At 60.3% G+C, this 3,941-nt stretch carries 4 protein-coding genes; 3 read left to right on the plus strand and 1 reads right to left on the minus strand.

Going from position 1 to position 3,941, the window contains the following annotated elements; all coding sequences use genetic code 11:
• Both AC1D0Z_RS17245 and AC1D0Z_RS17250 read left to right on the plus strand, forming a co-directional pair.
• The coding region (locus tag AC1D0Z_RS17245) for a S41 family peptidase (protein ID WP_477659441.1) at positions 1-523 on the plus strand (523 nt) is incomplete at its 5' end.
• 90 nt (positions 524-613) lie between these two features.
• A complete protein-coding gene (locus AC1D0Z_RS17250; protein ID WP_477659442.1) occupies positions 614-1,381 on the plus strand; it encodes a HesA/MoeB/ThiF family protein in 768 nt (255 codons plus the stop codon).
• A gap of 21 nt (positions 1,382-1,402) precedes the next feature.
• Here AC1D0Z_RS17250 and AC1D0Z_RS17255 read toward each other — a convergent pair whose 3' ends face one another.
• Positions 1,403-3,421 carry an AsmA family protein gene (locus AC1D0Z_RS17255; RefSeq protein WP_477659443.1) on the minus strand — a complete coding sequence of 673 codons (2,019 nt, stop codon included), beginning with the start codon at positions 3,419-3,421 and terminating at the stop codon, positions 1,403-1,405.
• Positions 3,422-3,757: 336 nt separating this feature from the next.
• On the opposite strand from AC1D0Z_RS17255, the gene AC1D0Z_RS17260 reads away from it, so the two are divergent.
• A partial coding sequence (locus AC1D0Z_RS17260) for a response regulator (RefSeq protein WP_477659444.1) occupies positions 3,758-3,941 on the plus strand: 184 nt, incomplete at its 3' end.

Below are 3,941 nucleotides of genomic sequence, written 5' to 3' on the forward strand. Positions count from 1 at the left end.
GGTCAATGAAGGCTCGGCTTCCGCCAGCGAAATCGTCGCCGGTGCCCTGCAGGACCACAAGCGTGCCACCATCATGGGCAACCAGACCTTCGGCAAGGGCTCGGTACAAACCGTCCGGCCCCTGGGCCCCGATACCGGCCTGAAGCTCACCACGGCGCGTTATTTCACGCCAAGCGGAAAATCGATCCAGGCGCGCGGCATCGTGCCCGACGTGCTGGTCGACGAGACCGCCGAAGGCAGTCCTTTTGCCGCCTTGCGGACCCGGGAAGCCGACCTTGAGAAACACCTCAACAGCGGCCAGGGTGCAGAAGTGAAGGACGCCGGGCGCGAGAAAGCCCGCGAGGAAGCCCTGAAACGCCTCGAAGAAGAAGCGAAAAAGACACCTGAGCAACGCCGGCCGCCCGAACTGGGCAGCGACAAGGATTTCCAGCTGGCGCAGGCGATCAACAAGCTCAAGGGACGTCCGGTGTTGATCAGCAAGACAGCCGTGGTCGAACCGAAAAACGAGAAAAAAGACAACTAGGCGATAGGGGGCACGGAGCGGAGCAGGCTTGTGCCGCGCGCGCTGCCCGCCCATCCGCGCGCTTGCCCTGTAGCCTGAACGGCTTTCACCATGAACGACGAACAGCTGCTTCGTTACTCCCGGCATATCCTGCTCGACGAAATTGGCATTGAAGGCCAGGAAAAAATTCTCCAGTCGCATGTGCTGATCGTCGGTGCGGGCGGTTTGGGCTCGCCCGTTGCGCTTTATCTGGGCAGCGCCGGCGTCGGCCACATCACCATCGCTGACCATGACCGGGTGGATGCCACCAACCTGCAGCGGCAAATCGCCCACAACCTTTCTCGCATCGGGAAGTTCAAGGCGGAGTCCATCGCCGAGTCCATCGCGGCCATCAACCCCGACGTCGAGGTCACCCCGGTTACCCGGCGAGCAAAAGGCGCGCTGCTCGATCAGCTGGTCCAGGACGCCGATGTCGTGCTGGACTGCACGGACAACTTTTCCACGCGCCATGCCATCAACCGCGCCTGCGTCAAACACCGCAAGCCACTGGTATCGGGGGCGGCCATCCGCTTTGACGGCCAGGTCGCCGTCTACGATTCAAGACGCGAAGACTCGCCGTGCTACGCCTGCGTGTTTCCCGAATCAGACCAGCTGGAAGAAGCGCTTTGCGCAACGATGGGCGTTTTCGCGCCAATGGTCGGCATCATAGGGAGCACTCAAGCGGCCGAAGCCCTGAAACTGATCTGTGGCGTGAGCGGGTCGTTGACCGGACGGTTGCTGATGCTTGAAGGCAAAAGCATGGAGTGGAGCGAAATGAAGATCACGCCCCATGCAGCATGCGCTGTCTGCGGCGGCAGGACCACAACCCTCGACACCTGAAGCCAGAGGCCGCCCAGAACCTTATCGGGTGGCGGATGCCGGCATACGCGAGCCGGCGCTGGACGTTGCGGCCTTGGCAAGAATCGCTGCGCAGTTTTCGTCCTGGCCCGGCCCGGTTTCAATGGTGGCCGCCAATGCCAGCAAGGGATTGATTACACCCAGCCCAATAGCGATGGCGGCACGGCCTGCAAGGGCGCCCTTGTCGGGGCCAGCCGATGGGGCCGCGAAGGTGCCGCCGATCTTCAAGGGAGACCGCAAGCTCAGTATGCTGCGGTCTTTGGGCGCCGGGTCCAGAACGAGATCCAGCGTTTCGTCAGCGAGGCTGACTGTGCCCCGGCCRTTAATGACCGTATCTGCCGTGTCCAGCACAATGGTTTTGGTGCTCATCAAGCCCTTGTTCACCTCAAAAGCCGCAGCGGCGCAGCGCAATTGCACATTACGGTCGCCCCGGACCAGGAACTTGATCACCTCTCCGCCATCCAGGCCCATGAATTCAAGCAGGATATTGCTGATTTCACCCTTGCCCATCAGCACAGCGACATCGCCGGACGACGACCCCAGCATTTGCGCCAGGGAATTTCCGCGGCCTTTGAGGTCCAGTTGCCCGCTGATCCTGCCCAGGCTGCTTTTGGAAGTTTCAATGGCAGGAAAGAGCTGGTTAAGCTGCACGGCCCGCAGGTCCAGCCGTGTGGTGAAAGCCGCAGGAACAGGATTGGAATCGATGCGGATACTGCCCGCCACCGTGCCGCCAGCAATGCCCAGCGAGATCGGCTCGAGCTGCAAAACACCTGCCTTCAACTGCACGTGGACGCTGCCCTTGTCGAGCGGGAGCACCTTCACATGCCTGATATCAGCCGCAGAGTAAACCACGTCGGCATTCATCGCCTGCAGCCGCGTAACGTCAAGTGACGCAACAGGCAGAACCTTGCGTGTAGCAGGCGCAGCTCTTGCCCTCCTGTCCGGCGGCGGCGCCGAATTGCTGTCGGTCTGCGCAGCTGGTGTGTCGGGATTGGCAGCCTTGCCGCCCTCAGACGGAGCCAAACCGATCACCGGCGCAAGATCGGCGAAATCAAGCAGCCTGGACTGTACCTTGCCCGTCAGAAGCGGCACGGGGGCGGACTGGTCAAAACTCAGCGCGCCATTGATGTCCGAATTGCCCAAAACACCCTGCATCTGGGTGGCAGCCCACACCTTGCCGTGCCGGGTCAACTTGCCCCGGACTTTGTACGGCGGCGTGGCAGGCAATACGACCCCTACCAACTTGTAGAGTTCTTCAAGGTTGCGCCCCTGGAGGTCAAAGGTCGCGTCGATGCCCGCGAGCTCTGCGAGATTGGAAACCGAGCCCTTGGCCTTAAGGCTGGTCTTGCCTGCCACGGCGCTGACTTCCACGGGAAAAGGCGCCTCAAGGTCTTTGCTCAACTGGAGCACACCGCCGGTGCGGCCGGTCGCCTTGAAAGACTCGTTTTTCCATTTGCCGTCGGCTTTGTAGCTCAAGGGCAGTTGATCTTTTGCCTCCCGCGCCAGCGAGAACTCGACACTGATATTGGCCCCTTGTGCCGCAGCGCGGTAATCCAGGGTGCCACGGTCGATGATCAGGGCGTCAATCCGCGGGACAGAACCTTCGTCGGACGTATCCCGTGACAAGGCCCACGTGCGGCGGCCGTCCGGCTCAATCTGGAGTCCTATCTGCGGTTCGGTCAGCACAATCCGGGGCAGCTCTACCCGGCCAAAGAGAAGCGGCAGCAGGCGGATATCAAATTCTGCGGCAGTTGCCGTGACCAGGTAAGGTTTGCTGGCCCATTCCGGATTGGCGATTTCCACGCCGTCGGCCTTGACCGTGGCCGTACGCCCAAGCTGCACAGACAGATGCCGGGTAATTTCAAAACGCCTGCCGAGCTGCTCAGATACGTGCCGGTTGATCGGGCCACGCAGCATGTCCCAAGGGAAAAACACCGCAACAAGCAGCAAAACCGCGACCAATACGGCGATGCCGATGAGTGTTTTCCGCAAAAGAGGCGATTGGGACAAGACGTTGTTCATGCTGGAGGAATCGTTCTAGCCGTTGCAAGGCACCCTGTAATCGCCAAATGCGTGAACCGCCACCAGGGCCCTCACCGAAGCAGGTGCGCTGAACTACAGAGGTTGAATGTCCGCCAAATCGCCCGCCAGGGCAGTCGGCAAGCGCCATGAGACGCTGTGAGCATGTGCCTACAGTTTTTTTTGCGGGCCCGGTAGGAAACTTCCTACAGGTATTGGCCTTGGTCACTGGCAGAATGGGCCTCAATCAAAGATACATTAGGAAACAGAGACACGCACGTTCTTGAGCCTTTTGTAATATTTTTCGAGAAGCACGTAGCCTTCCACCTGGACCGAGCAGTGAGACTGAAAACGTACATCGTAGAAGACAACCCCACCATTCGAGAGAATCTGATTGGGACGCTTGAGGAATTGGCAGGTATTAACGCGGTAGGCACCGCCGAAACCGAAAACGAAGGCAAGGCATGGCTTGTCGAGAACAGCGGCGATTGGGATCTGGCGATTGTTGACCTGTTCCTGAAAC

The sequence above is a fragment of the Polaromonas sp. P1_E3 genome (assembly GCF_056405935.1).